The following is a 20,137-nucleotide window of genomic DNA, read 5'->3' on the forward strand; positions in this document are numbered from 1 at the left end:
CCGCTGCGCACCCCCCGCATGCAGGCCGGCGCATGATCGTGCTTGCGCCGGTGTCGCATCCCGAGCTCGAACCCATCCAGATCCACGACAGCCTGTTCGCGATCGGCCGCACCGAAGCGCCATTCGACGCTTATCCTCCGGGGCTGGCCGCCGGCCTGTCGCGCCGTCACGCGCGCATCTTCTGCGAGCATGGCGCCGTCTATTTTGCCGAGCTTGGCAGCAAGAACGGCAGCACCGTCAACGGCCTTTCGGTCCGGCCGGGAATCACCGCGCTGCAGGACGGCGACGTGCTTGGCCTCGGCACGACGCTCGCCTACCGCGTGCAATTCGAAAGTGCGGCGCTGCAGCCTGCGCATGCCAGGCTGGCCAGCCTGGTCCTGGTGCCGGAAGATGCGCAAGCCGGCCTGCAGCCGATCGTCGTCAGCGAGTTTCCCTTCATGGTCAGCAAGGCCGACGACACCTTCGCGCGCTACAAGGACGCGGAGCCGCTGCAGCTGAACTACCTGTCGCGCCGTCACGCGCACATCTTCCTCAAGGGCGGCGACCTGCACATCGAGGACCTGGGCAGCACCAACGGTACCTTCGTCAACGGCGTTCGTCTCGATGAGCACGCGGTCGCGCTGCACGAGGGCGACGTCCTCGCCTTCGGCGGGCGCCACTTCGTCTACCGGCTCGCGCTGCAGTGGGAAGCGGCCCCGCGCGACCCGACGCTCACGCGCATCGGCACGGTCGGCGCCGCGCCGGCGCTGGACGCGGACCGCACCACCTTCGTCGCGGCGGCCGATTCCTTCCTCGATATTTTCTGCGTCGACGCGGCCCCCGCCGCCGATGCGCCGGGCGACCCGGCGGCGGCTGCGCCCGTGGCGCGGGACGATACGCAGGCGCCCCAGGGCAGGGCCGCGGCCATGTTCTCCGGGCTGTACGCGGCCTTCGGAGGGGAGGGACAGCCGGACCTGCGGCGCTGGCGGCGCCGGGGGCTGCTGGCACTGGCGCCGGTCATCGTGCTGGCGTGGGCGATATACGGCATCAATCGCTCCGAGCGCGACGTCGAGCGGCTGCTCGACGGCGGGGCATATGCGCAGGCCGCGGCGAGGGCCGATGAGGCATTGGCGAGCGACCCCGGCGACACCCGGCTCATGTCGCTCGGTACGGAAGCACTGCTCAAGGCGAACCTGCCGGCCTGGATGGCTGCGCTCAAGGCGGGTCGCTTCGAACAAGCGGCGCAACAGCTCTCCGCGATGCGCCGCCATGCTCGAAACAACGCCGAGCTCGCGCCCCTGCTCGACGAGCTCGACTGGATTGTCGCGCTGGAAACCTTCGTGGCGGGCCGGGGTGGGGCGCAGGCGCCGGTACGCAACGCCGCTGATGGCGACCGGATCGCGCGCCTGCTCAAGGGATGGGAAGACCAGAACGAAGCGCACCAGCGCGCCTTCGAGGCCATCTCCGCCCACGTGCCGGCTTTCCGCGACGCCTACGCCGATGCGCTGAGCGACCTGCGCCGGCTCGCGCTCGCAAGGGGCGGCTCATGAAACGAGACTGGATCAAGCCGCAGGCCCTGACGCCGCTCTCCGAGGCGCTCGAAGAACATAGCGCCGAAGGCATTTCGATCCTCACCGCCGATCCCTGGCGCTTCACCCAGGCGCTGGTCTACGGCATGGTCGGGCTGGTCGTGGCGGGCCTGGTCTGGTCCTTTTTCGGCCACGCCGACGTGCTGGTGACGGCCAACGGCACCCTTGCCCCCGCGTCCGAAGTGCGCCGGCTGTACGCCCCGATCGACGGCGAACTGTCGAACATCTACATCGCCGAGGGCCAGCCGGTAAAGGCGGGCGATGTCGTCGCGCGCATCTACGCACGCGGCGCGATCGAGGCGGCCAGGAATGCCCTCGAGGCGCGCCTGAAGCTCGAGGACGCCGAGCGCGAGTGGAAGGAATTCCCCGAAAAGAAAGCGCTATTGGAACGCAACGCCGCCGCCCTGAAGGAAGCGGCCGCCGTCGAGGAACGCCAGCACCAGCGCCGGCTGCAGGAGGGCACCACCAGGCTGGCGCAGGGCCAGAGCGCGCAGCAGCAGGAAGCGCGCACGAATGTCGAGGACGCCCGGCGCGCGCGCGACGCCGCGAAGGACGAGGCCGACAAGTATGCGCGGCTGTTCGCCCTGCCCGGCGGCGGCGGCGTGTCGCAGCTGCAGGTGGAAAGCAAGAAAAACGCGCTGCAGGCGGCGGACAACGCCCTGCGCGTGGCGCAGGCACGTACGACCGAGCTGGCGGCCAGGCAGGGCATCGAATCGACCCAGGCCAGGTCGGAACTGGAAACCAGCGGCCAGCAGCTCGACAAGCTGCGCCTGCAGTCGGCCTCCGCCGACCGGGAGGTGGCGAACGCCGAAGACAAGCTGCGGCTGCAGGTGCAGACCGCGCGCCTGGTCGCCGATGCGGCGGCGCGCATCCGTTTTGAAAACATCGACAAGGAAAACTTCCTGCGCATTGTTGCGCCGGTCGACGGCGTGATCACCGACGTGACCTCGACCCAGCCCGGCGACAAGATCCAGGCCAACGCGCCCCTGGGCGGCATCGCGCCGAAGGACGCGAAGCCGATCCTGAAGATCGAGATCGCGGAGCACGACCGCGGCTTCCTGCGCGAGGGGTTGCCGGTGCAGCTGAAGTTCAACGCCTTCCCCTACCAGCGCTATGGACTGATCCGCGGCACCCTGCAATTCATCTCGCCGGCGACCAAGCCCTCGCTCGCGACGAAGCAGCCGGTGTACGAGGGGCGCGTGTCGCTCGACCGGACCGAATACAGGGTGGGCGAGACGACGTACCCGCTGCGCTACGGGATGACGGCGGTGGCGGAGATTGTCGTACGCGAGCGGCGGATGATCGACCTGGCGCTGGATCCGTTCAGGGATATCGGCGGATGAGATCCAATGCCGGTCAATAAGGCGTGATCCGGCCCCTTCGGGTAGCGTTCGACCGTTCCGCGAGCTAAAGCAAAAAAGGACGCTGGCCACCATCGGCCACCACCTCCGCGCCGGCCGTCTCATCCTTGAGCCCGACGCCGCTCAGCTGCCGGCTGCGCGCCTCGCCCAGCAGGTAGTGCAGTTTGCCCGCCGCATCTTCATAACCCAGCCCCGCAGGCCGTACGTTCGAAATGCAGTTGCGGCGCTCGTCGGTCAGGCCGACGCGCGGCGCCCAGGTGAGGTACAAGCCCATGCTGTCGGGCGAACTCAGGCCCGGACGCTCGCCGATCAGCACCACGACCAGCTGCGCGCCCAGCAGCTCGCCGACCTCGTCGCCGACGGCCACGCGGCCCTGCTCGACGATCGCCAGGGGCGCGAGCGCCCACGTTTCCATCGCCAGCCGTGCGTGCAGCGCCTGCAGCAGGGGCGCGGCGTTCTGCACGACGGCGCGGGCGGACAAGCCATCCGCGACCACGATGGCGAGATCGCAGGGACCTGGGCCGCCCCGGGCCGGCAGCAGCGCGCGCGATGGCGCGTCCAGCCTGCGGCCGAGATCGGGCCGCTGCAAATACACGTTGCGGGTTTCGGCCGCGCTGTGCAGCAGCAGGGCGGGGGACGCCGCCGGCCAGGCCGCCGCGAGTGCCTGCGCCAGGCTGGCGCTGTCGAGCGCCTGGTGCACGGCGTCGCGCGCGCGGGCATGGGCCAGCTGGAAGTCGAGCTGGGCGGCTGTCGGTTGACTGACGCCGGTATGCCCGAGCGCGATGCGGGCGGTCGTGAACCGGCGCAGCGCCTGCCAGGGATCGGCGCCGGGGTCCAAGTTCGTGCTGGGATCCGACATGCAGCCTCCTCAGGACAGTTGCGCCAGCGCGCGCTGGAAGGGCGCCGGCAGCGAGCGGCCGAGCGTGACCTCGCCGTCGCCGCTGAAAATGCCCATGCCGCGCAGCCAGGCGAGAAACTCCGGCGCCGGCTGCAGGCCGAGCGCACGGCGTGCATACAGGGCGTCGTGGAAGGAGGTCGTCTGGTAGTTCAGCATGATGTCGTCCGCGCCGGGCACGCCCATCACGAAGCTGCAGCCGGCTGCGCCCAGCATCGTCAGGAGCACGTCCATGTCGTCCTGGTCGGCTTCAGCGTGGTTGGTGTAGCAGGCATCGACGCCCATCGGCAGTCCCAGCAGCTTGGCGCAGAAGTGGTCCTCCAGGCCGGCGCGCGTGATCTGCTTGCCGTCGTACAGGTATTCGGGCCCCATGAAGCCGACCACGGAATTGACCAGCAGCGGCTGGAAGGCACGCGCCACGGCGTAGGCCCGCGCCTCGCAGGTCTGCTGGTCGAGGCCGTGGTGGGCGTTGGCCGACAGTGCGCTGCCCTGGCCGGTCTCGAAGTACATCAGGTTTTCCCCCAGCGTGCCGCGACCCAGCGACAGGGCCGCCGCGCGGGCCTCCTTCAGCAGCGCGAGGTCGATGCCGAAGCTGGCGTTGGCCGCCTGGGTGCCGGCGATCGACTGGAACACGAGGTCGACCGGCGCGCCGCGTTCGATCGCGGCGAGGGTGTTGGTCACGTGGGTCAGCACGCAGGACTGGGTCGGGATCGCATAGCGGTCGATGATCTCGCCCAGCATCGTGACCAGCCTGACCACCTGCGCGACATTATCGGTGGCCGGGTTGATGCCGATGACGGCGTCGCCGCAGCCATACATCAGGCCGTCGAACAGGCTGGCCGCGATGCCGGAGACGTCATCGACCGGGTGGTTCGGCTGCAGGCGGGTCGAGAGCGTGCCGGCCAGGCCGATCGTATTGCGAAAGCGGGTGACGACCCGGCACTTGCGGGCGACCAGCACCAGGTCCTGGATGCGCATGATTTTCGACACGGCGGCCGCCATCTCGGGCGTGATGCCCGGCGCGGTCCGGGCGAGCAGCGCCGCGTCGGCCTCGTCGCCGAGCAGCCAGTCGCGCAAGCCGCCGACGGTGAGGTGGCGGATCGATGCAAATGCTGCAGCATCGTGCCCGTCAACGATCAGGCGCGTGACCTCGTCGGTCTCGTAAGGCACCACCGCCTCGTTCAGGAAGGTCGTCAAAGGCAGGTCGGCCAGCGCCATCTGCGCGGCCACGCGTTCTTCCGCACTGCCCGCCGCCACACCCGCCAGGCAGTCGCCGGAGCGCGCGGGGGAAGCCTTGGCCAGCACTTCGCGCAGGCCAGCGAAGGTGTAGGTGCGGCTGCCGACTTGATGGGATATCTGGCTCATGGCTCGCTCCGCTGTAGTTACACCATAACGGTGCATCGGGAAGGCTGCTTCAATGCGGCATCAGCGCGGCATCAGCGGTGATCCTGCCACATTTACGTTCCCCTGCCCACATCGCCGTTTCAGGTCACCTCGACGCGCCCGAAGAAGCCGTATTGCAGGCTGGCGGCGATGCGCCGCGCCGCCAGCAGGAATTCCTCGGCCACCGCGCGCTGGAACAATCGCCGCACATGGGTCTCGAACAGGCCCAGCCAGCGCCGGAAAAATTCCGGTTCGATGCCTTGCAGCGCCATGTGCTTGCCGAACACGTTCCCCTTGAACTCGCCGCTGGCCAGCATGACGGAACACCAGAAGTCAACCATGCGCCCGAGATGCGGTTCCCAATCGCTGCCGATGGCGCCGTCGAACACCGGCTGCAGCAGGCTGTCGCGCCGGATATCGGTATAGAAATCGTTGACCAGGATGGTGATCGAAGCGCGGTTCAGTTCAGAGTACATGGAGATCGTTATGTCAAGGAGAAGGATGCCCGGTGGCTGCCGGCGCGTGAGGCCGAGGCGGGCCCACGACGCCATTGTGGCAGATTTAATGCTCCTCGGAGATGATCGGGAAGCGGGCGTTCTCATAGGGGTTATGCGGTTTGCGAATGACGATCATTCGAACATGCAATTTGATTTTTATCTCAAAGAGCCGATACTTAGGGGTAACGAACATATGAAGAGGTCTCCCATGTCTACTACGCTATCGCTCCCATCGTCCCCGCTGCAATCCATCATCAACGGCGTGAACAAACTGTTCACACCACTGTTCTTCGCGAGCGACGTCGACACCAGCGACATCTGGCGCCTGTATCGCGCAGCCGGCCGCAGCGACTCGGTCAGCCCGGCGGCAGTCCGCGTGCTGTCGAAAGCGGCCCGCGCGCAATAATACTGCCGGAGGGGCGTGCGCGCCTCCGCTGCCAGGACAAAGGGCGCCCTCGGGCGCCTTTTTCGTTGTTCCGTCAGGAGCCGCCACCGCTGGAGGAATCGCCTGCAGTCCCGGCCCCGGATGACCCATGGCATAATCGCTCCCGGGCGCAAGCACTGCGCATCCTCGATCCCGGCAAAAGGAAAAACAATGGTCCTCGAAAGCGCAGAACTCCTGATCAAGCCCGGCATGGAAGCCGAATTCGAAGCCGGCGTGCGCCAGGCAACGCCCCTGTTCCAGCGCGCCCGTGGCTGCGCCGGCATGCAGCTCCAGCGCGGCATCGAGAATCCGCAGGCCTACCGCCTGCTGGTGCGCTGGCAGACGGTCGAAGACCATAACGTCCACTTCCGCGGCAGCGAGGACTTCCAGGAGTGGCGCCGCCTGGTCGGCCACTGCTTCGACGGCGCGCCGAACGTCACCCACCTCGACACCGTATTCGAAGGCTTCTGAGCCGCGCGAGCACCAGGCACCATGTGCGTCAACTACCGTCCTCCCACGCCCGAACAATTCGGCACGCTCGGCGCCTTCAGCGATTTGCCGGCCGACTGGCGCTGGCCGGAAGAGACCTGGAAGGATTACGCCGCCCCGATCCTGCGTGCGGGTGCCGATGGCCGCCCGGCGGCCTGCCTCGCCAGTTACGGCATGGTCCCGCGGCGCCAGATCCCGCCCGAAATCAAACCTTTCGACACCATGAATGCGCGCGCCGAGTCGCTGGGAGAACGCCGCTCGTTTGCCCTGGCCTGGCGCCGGCTGCAGCTGTGCGCGGTGCCGATGGCCTGGTTCTACGAGCCTTGTTACGAGAGCGGGCGCGCCGTGCGGCATGCGATCGGGATGGCCGACGAGTCGCTGTTCTTCGTCGCCGGCCTGTGGCGGGACTGGCCGGAGCCCGACGGCACGGTTGCGTCATCGTTCACCCAGATCACCATCAACGCCGACGGGCACGCGCTGATGGGCCGCATGCACAAGCCGGACGACGAGAAGCGGTCGCTCGTCATCGTCCCGCGCGAGGACGTCGGCGACTGGCTCGTGTGTACCGATACGGAGAGGGCGCGCAGCTTCCTGCGGCATTATCCGGCGGCGCGCATGCGCGACTGGCCGGCGCCTTCCGCGCCGCGCAAGGCAGCCGCAGCGTCGCCCAACCTCGAACTGTTCTGAGTCGGGGCCGCGATTCAGGCCCCGAGCCAGCGCTCGAGCGCCTGGATCACCGGCACGTCGTTCGGATGCACGGCGACTTCGCGCAGGCGCCCCGGCGGCACCAGGTGGACGGCCTGCGACTCCCACCCCATGCGGGCCGGGCTGCCGCCGCTGCGGCGCGCGAGGTAGTAGCGGGTGAAGGTCAGCGTGCGCTTCGCATCGGCCAGGAAGCCGATGATCCGCACCTGCAGGCCCGACTCCTCGAAGGCTTCGCGCACGGCGGCGCAGGGCAGGCTGGTGCCGGCGTCGACCCGGCCTTTCGGGAAGGTCGCCGCGTAGCCGCCGAAACCGTTCGACGGCGCCACCAGCCACACGCGCCCGTCGTCTTCCAGGATAACGACGCCGGCCGCCGGCGCCAGGCCGGGCGGGAGAACGAAGGGCGGCTCTTCCAGCGCCGGGTAGGCGGCACATGCGCTCCAGCCCTGCGTGGTGTCGGGTGCTTCGTCCCAGGGGGCGAGTGGAATACCGTTCAGCACCGGGGGGAGGGCGCCGCCCGGAACGACGGTCGCGATCTGCGTGGCGTCGTCCCAGTGCGCCAGGGGCGTGGGCGTGGACGGGGTATGGAGGACGACGGGCTGTCCGTGGTCATTGAAACAGGGGTGGCAGGTCGGCATGGTCGGTTCGCGGTAAAAAGAGGATCATCCATGCCTGGCGCCCGTTGCACAAGCTTTTGTGAGACTGCGTCTCCCATTGCACGGTTCGCGGCGGGTCGTTCCGGCGCACTGGGCGCGGCAGGCTGCTCCACACAACAACATGATTGAGATTCTTCAGATTCGGAGGCAAACAATGTCCACCTCGCCCACCACAGTGGAGCAAGGCATCCAGCTGGCCGGCGTCGGCAAGTTCCAGTATCGCCTGTTCCTGATTTTCGGGCTGGTCTGGATGGCCGACGCCATGCAGGTGCTGTCGATCGGCTTCAGCGCGCCATCGATTGCGAAGACCTTCGGGATCGCGATGCCGCGCGCCCTCGAAACCGGCACCCTGTTCTTCGTCGGGATGCTGGTCGGCGCCTTTGTCTTCGGCCGCCTGGCCGACCGCATCGGACGGCGGCCGGTGCTGATGGCGGCAGTCGTGATCGACGCCTGCTTCGGCGTGGCGTCCGCGTTCGCGCCCGACTTTGCCTGGCTGCTCGCGCTGCGCTTCCTGACCGGCATCGGCGTGGGCGGCACGCTGCCGGTCGACTACACGATGATGGCCGAATTCTTGCCCGCCGAGCGGCGCGGGCGCTGGCTGGTGCTGCTCGAATCGTTCTGGGCGGTCGGCACGATCCTGCTGGCGGTGCTGGCCCTGGTGGCGCTGCGCTGGGGTGACGATGCCTGGCGCGCGATCTTTTTCGTGACCGGCATCCCGGCCCTGGTCGGCGTGGTCTTGCGCCTCTCGATTCCCGAGTCGCCGATGTACCTCAATCGCAGCGGGAATGCCGAGGGCGCGCGCGCGGTGCTGGAGCGGATCGCCAAAGTCAACGGCCGCAGCGTGACGATCCCGGCGCTGCACCCCGAGCTCCCTGTCAATCGTACGCTGGGCGCGCTGTTTTCCGGCGCGCTGCGGCGCAGGAGCGTCGCGCTGCTCGTGGCCTGGGCGCTGATCTCGATCGCCTATTACGGCGTCTTCGTCTACCTGCCGGTGCGCCTCAGCGCCGAGGGTTTCGGCTATATGCGCGGCCAGGAATTCCTGATCGTGCTGGCACTCGTGCAGCTGCCGGGGTTTGCGCTGGCGGCCTATGGCGTCGAGCGCTGGGGGCGCAAACCGACCCTGGTCGGCTTCCTGCTGCTGAGCGCCGCCGGCTGCCTGTGCTACAGCTTCGGCAGCGCCACCGCGCTGGTGGTCGGATCGACCTTGCTGATGAGTTTTGCGCTGCTCGGCACCTGGGGCGCGCTGTACGCGTTCACGCCCGAGGTGTATCCGACCGACCTGCGCGCCAGCGGGATGGGGATGGCGGGCGCCGTCGCGCGTTTCGGCGGCCTGTTTGCGCCGATGATCGTGGCGCCCGTGATGGCGACCCGGTTCACGCTGGCGCTCGGGATGCTAGCGGCCTTCCTCGCGATCGGCGCGCTGGCGATCCTGTGCGTCGACGTCGAGTCGCGCAACCGCGCACTGGAGTGAGTGTCAAAGGCCGCGCCTGGCCGCGCACGGTTCGCCGCGCACGGATCCCCATTTTGCGCGCCACGATGTTGCGTATATTATAATCAGCACTTTGGTCCACGGGCGCGACGGCCGAGCGGAACTTGCCGGCGCCATCATCTCGTCCAATTACAGCCAGACCAGGCCGATGACTCTGCCAAATGACGAACGCGACCGCGACCCATCTTCCCCGGCGGCGGCCCAGCCTGGCGCTCCCGGCGCTCACGGCCAGGCCGGGCGCATCGAAGCGGGCGTCTTTTCCTTCCTCCAGCACCGTATCCGCGACGTCATTTTCGTACTCGAGGTGACGCTGCCGGAGCGCTACCGGTTCATCTACGTGAACGCGGCGTTCGAGGCCACGACCGGCATTCCGGCGTCGGCGGTCGTGGGTAAATTCATCGAGGAAGTGATTCCGCCGGAATCGATCGCGCTCGTGCATTCCAACTACCGGCACGCCATCGAGACCGGCAGCAGCGTGCATTGGGATGAAGTCTCGCACTACCCGACGGGCAAAAAAATCGGCGAGGTGACGGTGACGCCGGTGCCGTCCGCCGATGGCAGCGGCACAACGCTGATCGGCACTGTCCACGATGTCACCGAGCGCTCCCAGGCGCAAGAGAGGCTCGCCGAGCTGGAGGAACGCTCGCGGCTGGCCCTCGAGGCGTCCGGCTCCGGTTCGTTCGACTGGCATGCCGGCAGCAACCAGGTCTCGCTGTCGGAGCACTGCCGCCACCTCCTCGGTTTCGTGTCCGACTCCTTCGAGTTCGACGACGGCAGGCTGCAGCGCCTCGTGCATCCGGACGACGTGCCGCTGGCGCGCGCGACGCTGGTGCAGCTCGGCTCCGGGGCCATGGCCACCTTCTCGGTCGAACTGCGCATCCGCCACCTGTACGGGCACTGGGTCTGGCTGCGCTGCCAGGGCCGCGCCGTGCCGGGGAAGGGCGGCGGCGTGGACCGCGTGTTCGGCGCCTGTTCCGACATCACCCGCGCCAGGGAGGCGGAGGAAGCGATGGAACGCGCCTCGCTGGTGTTTGCGCACAGCAGCGATTCAATCGCCATTTCGGACGCGGCCGGGCGCATCATCATGGTCAACCCCGGGTTCACCCGCATGCGCGGCTACGACAAGGAAGAGATCATCGGCCAGACGGCGGACCTGTACAACGTGGACATGGAGCGGGAATGCGCCCACGAGGCGCTGCGTTCCGAGGCCCTGGCGAGGGGCCACTCGCGCGGCGAAGTCTGGAGCCGGCACAAGGACGGGCACCTGATCGCCGAGCAGCGCTCGGTCACCGCGGTCAGGCTCGCCGACGGCGCGGTGCGCCACTACATCGAGATCGCCAGCGATATCACCCGCGCCAAAAAAGACGAGGAGCTGCTCTGGCGGCAGGCCAATTACGACAGCCTGACCGGCCTGCCGAACCGGCACCTGTTCCTCGACCGCCTGCGCCAGGCGATCAGGAATACCCATCGCGGCGAACACCCGGCGTTCTCGCTGCTGTACATCGACCTCGACCAGTTCAAGGAAGTCAACGACACGCTCGGACACCCGGCCGGCGACGAGCTCCTCAAGGAAGCGGCCCAGCGCCTGCTGCGCTGTACGCGCGACACGGACACCGTGTCCCGGATCGGCGGCGACGAGTTCACCGTCCTGCTGGTCGACCTGCATGACCAGGCCAATGAAGACCCGCAGGTGATCGAGCGCGTCGCGCAGGGCATCATCGAGGCGATGTCGCAGCCTTTCCACATCGAGGGCGAAACCCTGCACCTCTCGGCCAGCATCGGGGTCACGCACTTTCCCGGCGACGCGGGCGACGCCGACAGCCTCCTGAAGCACGCCGACCAGGCGATGTATGCGGCCAAGCACCTGGGCCGCAACCGCTTTGCCTACTTCTCGCCGGCGATGCAGGCGCGTGCCCAGGAGCGGCGCCGCACCAGCGACGAGCTGCGCCAGGCTGCCGGACGCGGCGAGCTGCAGCTGCACTACCAGCCGATCGTCGAGATGGACACCGGGAAGATCGTCAAGGCGGAAGCGCTGCTGCGCTGGCGCCATCCCGAGCGCGGCTGGATCAGCCCGGTCGAGTTCATCCCGCTGGCCGAGGAGACCGGCCTCATTTTCGAGATCGGTGAATGGGCTTTCCGCACCGCGGTGGCGGACACCGCGCGCTGGGTGCTGGCCGAGGGACGCGATATCCAGGTGAGCGTCAACGTGTCGCCCTTGCAGATCACGAAAGGCGCAGAAAGCTTTGCGCGCTGCATGGACTTCTACACGGCGCAGGGCCTGCCGCGCCATGCCGTCGTGGTCGAAGTCACCGAAGGTTCGCTCCTGCAGCATGACCTCGCGGTCGAAGACCGGCTGCACGAACTCGACGAGCGCGGCCTGGCGCTGGCCCTCGACGACTTCGGCACCGGTTATTCGTCGCTCTCCTACCTTCAGCAATACCGCTTCGAGTTCCTGAAAATCGACCGCGCTTTCGTCGGCGACATCCAGGCCGGAAGCCGCCAGCTGGCGCTCTGCAAGACCATCATCGCGATGGCCCACACGCTGGGCATGCGCGTCATCTCCGAGGGGATCGGCGACGAGCAGGCGGCGCTGCTGCTGCGCAATGCCGGCTGCGACTATGGACAGGGCTTCCACTTCCACCAGCCGATGCCCGCCGAGGCCTTCGAACAGCTGCTGTGCGCGCGTTAGTGCGCCGACCCTTGCCCGTCCCGGCGCTCATCGGCGGCTGGACGCCGGCCATATCGTTGAGCGGGCTGCAATAGTAGTTCTTTACAAATGATCCGCCCGGACCGGCAAAGTCGTTGAACATCAGGTCGCGCTCGGTGACGATTCCTGTGTCCATACGCGCCCGCACAGGGCCGCGCTTCATGCAGCGCCGTCCCAGGTGCGGCCTTTCGACAGCATGACTTCATGGTGCCCGCGACCGGAGGGGATCATGGGAAAGCAGTTTTCCGTTTGCTCGACCGCGACGTCGAGCAGGAAGGGGCCGCTTGAGGCCAGGCACTCCGCCAGCGCCGCATCGAGTTCGCCGCTGTCCTCGACCCGGCGCGCGCGCCAGCCGAAGGCCCGGGCCAGGGCAACGAAATCGGGCATCGCCTCCGCATAGCTGTGGCTGTACCGCTCGCCGTGGTGCAGCTCCTGCCATTGGCGCACCATGCCCATGCAGCCGTTGTTCGACAGGATCACCTTGACCGGGCAGCGGTGCTGCACCGCCGTGGCGAGCTCCTGGATATTCATCAGGATCGAGGCGTCGCCGCTGACGCAGGCCACCAGGCGACCAGGATGCGCGACCTGGGCGCCGATCGCGGCCGGCAGGCCATATCCCATCGTCCCCGCGCCGCCCGAGGTCAGCCAGCGCCGCGGCTTGTCGAAACCCAGGTACTGGGCCGCCCACATCTGGTGCTGGCCGACGTCGGTGGAAACGATGGCGTCCTTCCCCGCCAGCCGGACCGCCAGCGCATGCATCAGCGCCTGCGGCGAGATCGCCGGCGCGGCAGGCGCAAAATCGAGGCAGCGCAGCGCGCGCCAGTGCCCGATCCGCTGCCACCAGGCCGTCAACGGGGGCGGCGCGCTGCGGATGGCGTCGCAGGCGCGCTTGAGCCTGGACAGCACCGCATGGCAATCGCCCACCAGCCCGACGTCGGCCGGCACGACCTTGCCGATCGAGGCCGGATCGATATCCACGTGGATGATGCGCGCATCCGGGCAAAAATGGTCGAGCCGGCCCGTGACCCGGTCATCGAAGCGCGCGCCGACGCAGACCACGAGGTCCGCCTCGTGCATTGCCAGGTTCGCCTCGAGCGTCCCGTGCATGCCCAGCATCCCGAGCCAGCGGGGATCGGATGCCGGAAAGGCGCCGAGTCCCATCAGGGTCAGGGTGCAGGGCGCGTCTTTCGCCCGCACCAGGTCCGCGAACAGCGCGCATGCGGCCTCGCCGGAGTTGACCAGGCCGCCGCCGCCATAGAAGACCGGACGCGTCGATGCGGCGATCAGCGCGGCGGCCTGCTCGAACGCCGCGTCGGCGGGGACATCACAGGCCCGGCGGCAAGGCTCGGCGCGGGCAGCGAACGCCGCGTCCGCATCCACGGCCACCTCCTGCGCCTGGATGTTTTTCGGGAAGTCGACCAGCACCGGTCCCGGCCTGCCGTGCATCGCCTGGCGGATGGCCTCGCGCACGGTCGCGGCGACCTCGCCACTGGCCGCGACCTGCGCATTCCACTTCGTCACGCTGCGCGAAATCCCGAGCGCGTCGCATTCCTGGAAGGCGTTCGTCCCGATCGCGGTGGTCGCGACCTGGCCGCTGATGCACAGCACCGGGATCGAGTCGCACAGCGCGTCGAGCAGGCCCGAGGTCGTGTTCGCGATGCCGGGCCCGGAGGTGACGAAGACCACGCCCAGCCTGCCGGTCGACCGGGCATAGCCCTGCGCGGCATGCACCGCGGCCTGCTCGTGCCGGACCAGCACATGGCGCAGGCGCGGCTCCCCGTACAAGGCGTCGTAGAGCGGCAGCACGGCGCCGCCGGGATAGCCGAACACCGTATCGACGCCGGCTTCGACCAAGGTACGCAACAGGACTTGTGCGCCGGTGAGCGTGCCGGGCGCCTCGGCAGCCCGAAGCAGGGCAGTGGATTCTGAATGGTTCATGCGAAAAGTTTATCGCCCGCCGGGGTGAAAGTGCTTCATAATTTCAGCCGATTTACCTCTTTGAGTGAAAACCTTATGGAAAATACGGACGAATTCGGAAAATCTTTCGACAAGCAGGATCTCGCCATCCTGCGCATCCTGCTCGAGGACTCGCGTACGCCGCTGCAGGAGATCGGCAAGGCGGTCGGCCTGTCGACCACCTCGTGCTGGAACCGGATCAAGCGGATGACGGACGCGGGGGCGATCCAGGGCTATACGGTCAAGGTCGACCTGGCGCAGATCGGCTACCAGGACACGGTGATCGTCCAGGTGACCCTGGGCAGCCACAGCCAGGAGACCCTGCAGGAATTCGGCCGTGCGCTGCAGTCGATTCCCGAAGTCCTGGAAGCCTTCCTGATTTCGGGCGACTACGATTACTTCATCCGGATCGCAGTCAAGGACACGCGCGACTACGAACGGCTGCTGCGCGAACAGCTCTACATGATTCCCGGCATCCGCCACAGCAAGTCGAGCTTCGTGCTGCGCACCCTGAAGAAGGAAGACACGCCATTGACGAGTTGAGGTAGCGGGCGAGCGCTGGAAGATTGGACGCCGATGCGCTATGCTCGCGGCCTTTGGAACGATCGCGGATTGCGGCGGGGTACATGGTAGAGAAGAACGATCCGGCGCTGCCGGAACCGGCGGCCAGCGTGGGGCGCCTGCCGCCGCGCCTGGTGGCGGCAACGAGCGAGGAAGCGCGCGCACGGCTGGAAGCCCGCGCGCACAGGGATGCCGCAATGCGCGGCGTCGACTCGATCGATGCCATGCGCGAGGCGATCAAGGCCTCGGCACGCGCGCTGCCGTCGATGGCCGACATCCCGCGTACCGGCCGGCTCGACGCGGCTGCCTTCCGTGAGCGCGCCGCCGCGGGCCTGCCCTTCCTGATGCCGGGCGTGGCCAGCCACTGGCCGCTCGCCGCGCTCACGCCGCAGACCCTGCGCGAGCGCTTCAGCGCGCTCCCGGTGCGGGCCCGGGTCGGCGACTACGTGAACACCGCTTTCGCGGCCGACCGCGCGATGCGGGACATGTCGATGCTCGAATACCTCGACCTCGCCGCAGCCGGCGCCGCGGGCCTGCCGCCGTACCTGGGCAACCTCGAACTGCGCGAACTGAACCGCTTCTGCCACTGGCCCGCGTATTTCACGAAGCCCGGCCCGCCGCGCTTCTGGCTCGGCCCCGCAGGGACGGTGACGCCGCTGCACGCCGACTACGACGACAATATCTTTGTCCAGGTCTGGGGTTCGAAACGCATCTTCCTCGCGCCGCCGCACCACGACGCATTCCTCTATCCGCGTGAAGCGAACGCGCTGCTGTTCGGTTCTCCCTTCGATCCGGAAGCGCCGGACTTCGAGCGCTTCCCGCTGGCGCGCCAGGCGGCGCTGGTCGAATGCACCGTCGGTCCGGGCGACATGCTCTACGTGCCGGCCGGCTGGTTCCACCAGGTGCGCTCGCTGACGTTTTCGCTGTCCTCGAACCGCTGGTCGCGCACCAGGCCGGCGGTGCTCGATGCCGATCCTTCCTGACGACGCTGCGCAACGGTGCCATACGGCGTGGGCATGAATGCCCACCCTGCAAGCCCCGTTGTGCACCGACCATCACCGGTTATCGTCCCGCTCGTCGACTTCGCGCTGCCCGCCCGCCTGGTCCGGCACCCGCGCGCGCGGCAAATGCCAGTCGAAGCGCACGGCCGCCATGCGCAGGCCGAAGCAGAGCAGTGCACCGGCGATCGCCGTCGCCGTGGTCGGCAAGTGCAGCGCGTCGCCGATCACCACCACCGCGGCGCCGGCAAGCGCGGCGACCGCATAAATGTCCGACCTGAACACGGCCGGCACGTTCGACAGCAGCACGTCGCGCGCGATGCCGCCGCCAATCCCGGTCAGCATGCCGAGCAGCGCCGCCATCACGGGTTCCAGTCCATAGACCAGCGCCTTCTGCGCGCCCGCCACGCAAAACAGCGCCAGCCCGACCGCGTCGAAAAACAGCACGGGACTGCGCAGGCGGTTGATGAGCGGGTACCAGAAGAAGATCACGACCCCGGCCAGCATCGAGACACCGAGATAGCGCCAGTCGCTGATCGCGGCCGGCGGCGTGGCGCCGATCAGCAGGTCGCGCACGATGCCGCCCGAGTTCGCGGCGACGAAGGACAGCACCAGCACGCCGAAGATGTCGAGCCGGCGGCGTGCGCCGGCGGTGGCGCCGGAGAGGGCGAAGACGAAGGTGCCGACCAGGTCGAGCGTCAGCACCAGGGTTTTCATGGCGGCCCCCATGTCGAGGGAAAGAACATCGAACACTGTCACTGCCTTTGACGAGAGATTGCGGTTTAGCCCGCCATGATAGCGTGTCTGTACAAGGGGAGGAAACGACGCAAAAAAAGCCCCTGCGAACAGGGGCTTGGGCGCGTACCGCGTGGGCTCAGGAGCCCACCCTACGAGAATTTACTGCTGCGCGACTGCATGCGGCTCGTCCAGCGTGAACGCCTTCAGGCCGAGCACTTCGCTGCTGTAGTGACGCACGCGGTTGGCCAGCGCCGGGTCCTTGTTCAGCTTCTGGCCATACGACGGCACCATCTCCTTCATTTTCGCCTGCCAGGCCGGGGTCTCCAGCGCCGTCTTGAAGGACGACTGCTTGAGTACCTTGAGCATGATCGGCGCGGCGGTCGACGCGCCCGGCGAGGCGCCGAGCAGGGCGACGATGCTGCCGTCGGCCGAGCCCACGACTTCGGTACCGAACTGCAGCAGGCCGCCCTTGGGCGAGTCCTTCACGATCTGCACGCGCTGGCCAGCAGTGGCCAGGGTCCAGTCTTCCAGCTTCGCGGTCGGCAGGTATTCACGCAGCGTCTTGAGGCGGTCTTCCGGGTTCAGCATCACCTGTTCGACCAGGTATTTGGTCAGCGGGATGTTGTCGTAACCGGCCTGCAGCATCGGACGCAGGTTGTCGGACCCCATCGCCGCCGGCAGGTCGATCCACGAACCGTTCTTCAGGAACTTGGTCGAGAAGGTGGCGAAAGGCCCGAACAGCAGGGTCTTCTTGCCGTCGATGATGCGGGTGTCGAGGTGCGGCACCGACATCGGCGGCGAACCGACAGAGGCCTTGCCGTAGACCTTGGCGTGGTGCTGGTTGACCAGTTCAGGATTGTTCGTCACCAGGAACTGGCCGCCGACCGGCACGCCGCCGTAGCCTTTCGCTTCCGGGATGCCCGACTTCTCGAGCAGCGGCAGCGCGCCGCCGCCGGCGCCGACGAAGACGAACTTCGCGCGCACGGTCTGCAGCTTGTCGGTGGCGAGATCCTTGACGGTGACGAGCCAAGTGCCGTCCGCGCTGCGCTTGATGTCGCGCACCTCGCTGCGCAGGTGCAGCGCCATGTGCTTGTTCTCGGTCAGGTTCTTGACCATCGTGCGGGTGAGGGTGCCGTAATTGACGTCGGTACCGATGTCCATGCGGGTGGCGGCGACCTTCTGGTTCTTGTCGCGGCCGTTCATGACGAGCGGCGCCCACTTGGCGATCTCCGCCTGGTCTTCGCTGTAGACCATGCCCTTGAACAGGTTTTCCTTTTGCAGGGCGGCGTAGCGCTTGCGCAGGAAGGAGACATTGTCGTCGCCCCAGACAAAAGCGATGTGGGGCACGTTGTTGATGAAGGCGCGCGCATCCGGCAGGTAGCCGTGCTTGACCTGGTAGGCCCAGAACTGTTTCGAGACCTCGAACTGCTCGTTGATGTCGACCGCCTTCTTCGTCTCGATGCTGCCGTCCGCGGCTTCGGGCGTGTAGTTCAGTTCCATGAAGGCGGAGTGGCCGGTGCCCGCGTTGTTCATCGCATCCGAACTTTCGGCGGCCACGGAATCGAGCCGCTCGAACATCTCGACCTTCAGGTCTGGCTGCAGTTCGGTGAGCATGGTGCCGAGGGTGGCGCTCATCACGCCGGCGCCGATCAGGACTACGTCCGCCGGTTTGTCGCCGACAGGGGCCGGCACTTTTTCGCAGGCGGCGAGGAGGGTCGAAGATACTGCAACTACTAGCAATTTACGCATGAAGCTTATTTCCGAATCGATTCTTATAAAACCATTGCAAATGGGCGGACCAGGTGTTGTCTCTCCTGCGTTGCGCAGATGCGTGGCGGTCTGCCGGGCGCGCATCGGCGCAGCCTGCAGCCGGTGGGTGCGCATCGCCCCATCCATGCCATCTGGACACATTTTAATGTTGAAGATTACATTTCTGTAATATCGGATACTACGGAGGGAGCTGTGCCGGGGTGGCGTCGAGGCGGTGCGGGGAGGTGCGCGCATGCGCGCAGGAAGATCACGGCCGGGCGGCCGTGTTGAATCTGCCGGCCTGGAGCGAGACGGCGGCGTTCCAGGGAGGGCGTGACGCGGCGCCGCGGCGCCGTCGTCACGCGCTGGCGTCAGGCTTTATTCGACCCAGCTGAAGCCATCGCGCGCCAGCAGCGCGAACGATTCGCTCGGCCCCCACGAGCCGGCCGCATAGGCATGCGGCTTCTCGCCCAGGGTGGCCCAGCCGTCGATGATCGGATCGGCCCATGCCCAGGCCGCCTCGAGTTCGTCGCGGCGCATGAAGTGGGTCAGGCGGCCGCGCACGACGTCGATGAGCAGGCGCTCATAGGCTTCGGCGCGGCGCTGCTGGAAGGCCGATTGCAGGTCGAGGTTGAGCGCGACCTGCTGCATCTGCATGCCGGTGCCCGGCTGCTTGGCCATGATCTGCAGCTTGATCGCTTCCTCGGGCTGCAGCTCGATCACGAGCCGGTTGGCCACGCCGCCCGGCGCGCCGGGGAACAGCGGGAAGGGAGGATTGGCGAACTCGATGACGATCTTCGAGGAGCGGCGCGCCATGCGCTTGCCCGTGCGCAGATAAAACGGGACTTTCGACCAGCGCCAGGTATCGACGTGGGCGCGCAGGGCGACGAAGGTTTCGGTGCGCGACTCGGGCGGCACGTTGCGTTCTTCATGGTAGCCCGGCACTTCCTGGTTGCCGCTGACGCCATGGCCGTACTGGCCGCGCACCGTGTCGCGTGCGATGTCGGCCAGGCCGAGGCGGCGCAGCGAACGCAGCACCTTCAGCTTTTCGTCGCGCACCGCGTCCGGAGAGAGGGAGGTCGGCGGTTCCATCGCCACGATGCACAGCAGCTGCAGCAGGTGGTTTTGCACCATGTCGCGCATCGCACCGGTGCCGTCGTAGAAGCCCGCGCGGCTGCCGACGCCCACTTCCTCGGCCACCGTGATCTGCACGCTCGAAATGTTCGGCGCGCGCCAGATCGGTTCGAGGATCGAATTCCCGAAGCGCAGCACCATCAGGTTCTGCACGGTCTCCTTGCCGAGGTAATGGTCGATCCGGTAGATCTGCGACTCGGCGAAGTGCTTGCCGACTGCCTCATTGATCTCGATCGCCGAGGCGAGGTCGGTGCCAAGCGGCTTTTCCAGCACCACGCGCGCATTCGCGTCGACCAGGCCGGATGCCGCCAGCTTGTCGCAGATGGTGGTGAACAGCGCGGGCGCGGTCGACAGGTAGAACACGCGCTCGGCGCCCGGACGCGAGGCCGCGGCCAGGGCCGAGAAATCGGGCGCGGCCTGCACGTCGAGCACGACGTACTGCAGCAGTTGCAGGAAGCCGTCCCAGGTCTTGTCGTTGAAGTTCTCGCCGGCGATGAAGGAACGCGAATGCGCTTCGACGTGGGCGAGATAGGCGTCGCGCGCGAGGGGCTGGCGGCCGGTCGACAGGATGCGGGTCGACGGCGGCAGGTTGCCGTGCAGGTAAGCCATGTACAGCGCCGGCAGGAGTTTGCGCATGGCCAGGTCGCCCATGCCCCCGAAGATGGTCATGTCGAGGGGAAGGGTGGAATCGGGCGCGGAGGCGGGTGCAGAAGCGTGGATCATGTTTTCAGCTCAAAAAGTGTCGTCGATGCCAGGCGGACAGGGCATGGACGTGTTTCGGTGTCGATAACTATAGCCTAGATCGCAAAATCGAATCGGGGCGCCTCCTT

At 67.4% G+C, this 20,137-nt stretch carries 17 protein-coding genes; 9 read left to right on the forward strand and 8 right to left on the reverse strand.

The window, feature by feature from the left end; translation table 11 throughout:
• Positions 1 to 32: 32 nt before the first annotated feature.
• Entirely contained in the window at positions 33 to 1,529 is a 1,497-nt protein-coding gene (locus AC1MEM_RS14990) for an FHA domain-containing protein (RefSeq protein WP_499471702.1), read from the forward strand.
• Positions 1,526 to 2,911: a beta-barrel domain-containing protein gene (locus tag AC1MEM_RS14995; protein WP_499471704.1), complete on the forward strand. Its 1,386-nt coding sequence runs from the start codon at positions 1,526 to 1,528 to the stop codon at positions 2,909 to 2,911. Before AC1MEM_RS14990 ends, AC1MEM_RS14995 begins: the two co-directional genes overlap by 4 nt.
• A gap of 64 nt (positions 2,912 to 2,975) precedes the next feature.
• Here AC1MEM_RS14995 and eutC read toward each other — a convergent pair whose 3' ends face one another.
• From eutC to AC1MEM_RS15010, 3 genes are all read right to left on the reverse strand, one after another.
• Entirely contained in the window at positions 2,976 to 3,788 is an 813-nt protein-coding gene (gene eutC, locus AC1MEM_RS15000; protein ID WP_499471706.1) for an ethanolamine ammonia-lyase subunit EutC, read from the reverse strand.
• Between the two features lie 9 nt (positions 3,789 to 3,797).
• The gene (locus tag AC1MEM_RS15005; RefSeq protein WP_499471708.1) at positions 3,798 to 5,189 is read right to left on the reverse strand and encodes an ethanolamine ammonia-lyase subunit EutB; all 1,392 of its coding nucleotides are present in this window, start codon (positions 5,187 to 5,189) and stop codon (positions 3,798 to 3,800) included.
• A gap of 119 nt (positions 5,190 to 5,308) precedes the next feature.
• Positions 5,309 to 5,683: a group III truncated hemoglobin gene (locus tag AC1MEM_RS15010; RefSeq protein ID WP_499471710.1), complete on the reverse strand. Its 375-nt coding sequence runs from the start codon at positions 5,681 to 5,683 to the stop codon at positions 5,309 to 5,311.
• 229 nt (positions 5,684 to 5,912) lie between these two features.
• Between AC1MEM_RS15010 and AC1MEM_RS15015 the strand changes: the two genes are divergently transcribed.
• The 3 genes from AC1MEM_RS15015 (at position 5,913) to AC1MEM_RS15025 (ending at position 7,304) form a co-directional block, all read left to right on the forward strand.
• Complete coding sequence (locus AC1MEM_RS15015; RefSeq protein ID WP_499471712.1) at positions 5,913 to 6,110, forward strand: hypothetical protein; 198 nt, start codon at positions 5,913 to 5,915, stop codon at positions 6,108 to 6,110.
• Positions 6,111 to 6,299: 189 nt separating this feature from the next.
• On the forward strand, positions 6,300 to 6,599 hold the full coding sequence (locus AC1MEM_RS15020) for an antibiotic biosynthesis monooxygenase family protein (RefSeq protein WP_499471714.1): 300 nt from the start codon (positions 6,300 to 6,302) through the stop codon (positions 6,597 to 6,599).
• A 21-nt stretch (positions 6,600 to 6,620) separates the two neighbouring features.
• Positions 6,621 to 7,304 (forward strand): SOS response-associated peptidase, encoded by a 684-nt coding sequence (locus AC1MEM_RS15025; protein ID WP_499471715.1) that lies wholly within the window; start codon positions 6,621 to 6,623, stop codon positions 7,302 to 7,304.
• A 14-nt stretch (positions 7,305 to 7,318) separates the two neighbouring features.
• Here AC1MEM_RS15025 and AC1MEM_RS15030 read toward each other — a convergent pair whose 3' ends face one another.
• Entirely contained in the window at positions 7,319 to 7,957 is a 639-nt protein-coding gene (locus AC1MEM_RS15030) for an NUDIX hydrolase (protein WP_499471717.1), read from the reverse strand.
• A gap of 172 nt (positions 7,958 to 8,129) precedes the next feature.
• Between AC1MEM_RS15030 and AC1MEM_RS15035 the strand changes: the two genes are divergently transcribed.
• Both AC1MEM_RS15035 and AC1MEM_RS15040 read left to right on the forward strand, forming a co-directional pair.
• A complete protein-coding gene (locus AC1MEM_RS15035; RefSeq protein ID WP_499471719.1) occupies positions 8,130 to 9,446 on the forward strand; it encodes an MFS transporter in 1,317 nt (438 codons plus the stop codon).
• A gap of 166 nt (positions 9,447 to 9,612) precedes the next feature.
• The gene (locus AC1MEM_RS15040; protein WP_499471721.1) at positions 9,613 to 12,153 is read left to right on the forward strand and encodes a sensor domain-containing protein; all 2,541 of its coding nucleotides are present in this window, start codon (positions 9,613 to 9,615) and stop codon (positions 12,151 to 12,153) included.
• 177 nt (positions 12,154 to 12,330) lie between these two features.
• Here the strand turns inward: AC1MEM_RS15040 and ilvB are convergent, their stop codons facing one another.
• The gene (gene ilvB, locus AC1MEM_RS15045) at positions 12,331 to 14,109 is read right to left on the reverse strand and encodes a biosynthetic-type acetolactate synthase large subunit (protein WP_499471723.1); all 1,779 of its coding nucleotides are present in this window, start codon (positions 14,107 to 14,109) and stop codon (positions 12,331 to 12,333) included.
• Between the two features lie 75 nt (positions 14,110 to 14,184).
• Between ilvB and AC1MEM_RS15050 the strand changes: the two genes are divergently transcribed.
• The gene (locus AC1MEM_RS15050) at positions 14,185 to 14,670 is read left to right on the forward strand and encodes an Lrp/AsnC family transcriptional regulator (protein ID WP_499471725.1); all 486 of its coding nucleotides are present in this window, start codon (positions 14,185 to 14,187) and stop codon (positions 14,668 to 14,670) included.
• Positions 14,671 to 14,753: 83 nt separating this feature from the next.
• The gene (locus tag AC1MEM_RS15055; protein ID WP_499471727.1) at positions 14,754 to 15,671 is read left to right on the forward strand and encodes a cupin-like domain-containing protein; all 918 of its coding nucleotides are present in this window, start codon (positions 14,754 to 14,756) and stop codon (positions 15,669 to 15,671) included.
• Positions 15,672 to 15,743: 72 nt separating this feature from the next.
• Here the strand turns inward: AC1MEM_RS15055 and AC1MEM_RS15060 are convergent, their stop codons facing one another.
• The 3 genes from AC1MEM_RS15060 to zwf form a co-directional block, all read right to left on the reverse strand.
• Positions 15,744 to 16,439 (reverse strand): trimeric intracellular cation channel family protein, encoded by a 696-nt coding sequence (locus AC1MEM_RS15060; RefSeq protein ID WP_499471729.1) that lies wholly within the window; start codon positions 16,437 to 16,439, stop codon positions 15,744 to 15,746.
• 144 nt (positions 16,440 to 16,583) lie between these two features.
• On the reverse strand, positions 16,584 to 18,173 hold the full coding sequence (gene mqo, locus AC1MEM_RS15065; RefSeq protein ID WP_499471731.1) for a malate dehydrogenase (quinone): 1,590 nt from the start codon (positions 18,171 to 18,173) through the stop codon (positions 16,584 to 16,586).
• A gap of 378 nt (positions 18,174 to 18,551) precedes the next feature.
• Positions 18,552 to 20,030 carry a glucose-6-phosphate dehydrogenase gene (gene zwf / locus AC1MEM_RS15070; protein ID WP_499471733.1) on the reverse strand — a complete coding sequence of 493 codons (1,479 nt, stop codon included), beginning with the start codon at positions 20,028 to 20,030 and terminating at the stop codon, positions 18,552 to 18,554.
• Positions 20,031 to 20,137 lie beyond the last annotated feature (107 nt).

The organism is Telluria sp. AIW5, from assembly GCF_056680575.1.

Excerpts from the sequence above, each read along its gene's own strand:
- AC1MEM_RS15010 (WP_499471710.1), bottom strand. The coding sequence starts at position 5,683 with ATGTACTCTGAACTGAACCGCGCTTCGATCACCATCCTGGTCAACGAT.
- AC1MEM_RS15055 (WP_499471727.1), top strand. The coding sequence starts at position 14,754 with ATGGTAGAGAAGAACGATCCGGCGCTGCCGGAACCGGCGGCCAGCGTG.
- mqo (WP_499471731.1), bottom strand. The coding sequence starts at position 18,173 with ATGCGTAAATTGCTAGTAGTTGCAGTATCTTCGACCCTCCTCGCCGCC.
- AC1MEM_RS15005 (WP_499471708.1), bottom strand. The coding sequence starts at position 5,189 with ATGAGCCAGATATCCCATCAAGTCGGCAGCCGCACCTACACCTTCGCT.
- AC1MEM_RS15020 (WP_499471714.1), top strand. The coding sequence starts at position 6,300 with ATGGTCCTCGAAAGCGCAGAACTCCTGATCAAGCCCGGCATGGAAGCC.
- AC1MEM_RS15025 (WP_499471715.1), top strand. The coding sequence starts at position 6,621 with ATGTGCGTCAACTACCGTCCTCCCACGCCCGAACAATTCGGCACGCTC.
- AC1MEM_RS14990 (WP_499471702.1), top strand. The coding sequence starts at position 33 with ATGATCGTGCTTGCGCCGGTGTCGCATCCCGAGCTCGAACCCATCCAG.
- ilvB (WP_499471723.1), bottom strand. The coding sequence starts at position 14,109 with ATGAACCATTCAGAATCCACTGCCCTGCTTCGGGCTGCCGAGGCGCCC.
- AC1MEM_RS15050 (WP_499471725.1), top strand. The coding sequence starts at position 14,185 with ATGGAAAATACGGACGAATTCGGAAAATCTTTCGACAAGCAGGATCTC.
- eutC (WP_499471706.1), bottom strand. The coding sequence starts at position 3,788 with ATGTCGGATCCCAGCACGAACTTGGACCCCGGCGCCGATCCCTGGCAG.
- AC1MEM_RS15040 (WP_499471721.1), top strand. The coding sequence starts at position 9,613 with ATGACTCTGCCAAATGACGAACGCGACCGCGACCCATCTTCCCCGGCG.
- zwf (WP_499471733.1), bottom strand. The coding sequence starts at position 20,030 with ATGATCCACGCTTCTGCACCCGCCTCCGCGCCCGATTCCACCCTTCCC.
- AC1MEM_RS15035 (WP_499471719.1), top strand. The coding sequence starts at position 8,130 with ATGTCCACCTCGCCCACCACAGTGGAGCAAGGCATCCAGCTGGCCGGC.
- AC1MEM_RS14995 (WP_499471704.1), top strand. The coding sequence starts at position 1,526 with ATGAAACGAGACTGGATCAAGCCGCAGGCCCTGACGCCGCTCTCCGAG.
- AC1MEM_RS15030 (WP_499471717.1), bottom strand. The coding sequence starts at position 7,957 with ATGCCGACCTGCCACCCCTGTTTCAATGACCACGGACAGCCCGTCGTC.
- AC1MEM_RS15015 (WP_499471712.1), top strand. The coding sequence starts at position 5,913 with ATGTCTACTACGCTATCGCTCCCATCGTCCCCGCTGCAATCCATCATC.